Annotated in this window: 1 protein-coding gene; it reads left to right on the forward strand. The window is 62.5% G+C overall.

Annotated features, from left to right (window positions below):
- Positions 1 to 334 precede the first annotated feature (334 nt).
- Positions 335 to 676, forward strand: a complete 342-nt coding sequence (locus tag VP06_RS33480; protein WP_245291414.1) for a DUF1275 family protein — start codon at positions 335 to 337, stop codon at positions 674 to 676.
- Positions 677 to 791 lie beyond the last annotated feature (115 nt).

Consider the following 791-nt stretch of genomic DNA (forward strand, 5'->3'; position numbering starts at 1 on the left):
CATCCTGCCCGAGAACCTGACCGAGATCGCCGAGACCGGCACCGGCGGAGAGGGAGGCCGGGGCCGGCCCCGCTCTTAGACACAAATTTCGGCCCCCCGAAGGCACCGGAAGCGCCAGTGCCCATGTCTCACTTACAAAAAACAAGGGGCGGGAAGAAAAGCCCAACGCCGGATCGTCACACCAACGGGAGTGGCGGCCGCGATGATCGGTCCCGCTCATTCGAATTCCGCGGACTTGGTAAGCAATGCCTTAACCCTACCGGAACGGCCTCGGTCGTCCCGGGACGGAACGGCGCGACGGGAACGCGGGCGCTGCCATGAGCTGGGCCCTGTCATGAGCCGGACCTGGCATCTCGGCTTCGGCCTCGCCCTCACCGCGCTGGCCCGCTACGTCGACGCCCTCCGGATCATCCGACTGGGCGGCCTGTACACCTCGTTCATGAGTGGCAACACGACCCAGTGCGCCGTGGCGATGGGGCACGACACGCCCCTCCTGGCGATCCTGCCGGCCCTTCTCATCTTCGCCTTTTTCCTCGGAAGCCTGTGCGGGGGAGGGCTCTCGGCCCTGACCCCGGCCCGGTGGAGCACCCCGGTGCTCCTCGGCTTCGAGACCGTCCTGGTATCCGGCGCCTATCTCACGGCGGTGGAGGACAAAAAAAAAAAAAAAGAATCCTAAAGCACAGTACACGTGAAAAGAAGTGACGACGAAGAGGATTACAGACCAGGCAGATGCCTAGCCAATAAACAACGTCGCTGGTCGATACATTAGACAGCGATTCTAGATATCACAA

The sequence above is a fragment of the Methylobacterium aquaticum genome, assembly GCF_001043915.1.
Classification (GTDB): Bacteria; Pseudomonadota; Alphaproteobacteria; order Rhizobiales; family Beijerinckiaceae; genus Methylobacterium; species Methylobacterium aquaticum.

What these genes read in the sequence shown, in the direction of transcription:
- VP06_RS33480 (WP_245291414.1), top strand. Translation starts at nt 335, where the DNA reads ATGAGCCGGACCTGGCATCTCGGCTTCGGCCTCGCCCTCACCGCGCTG.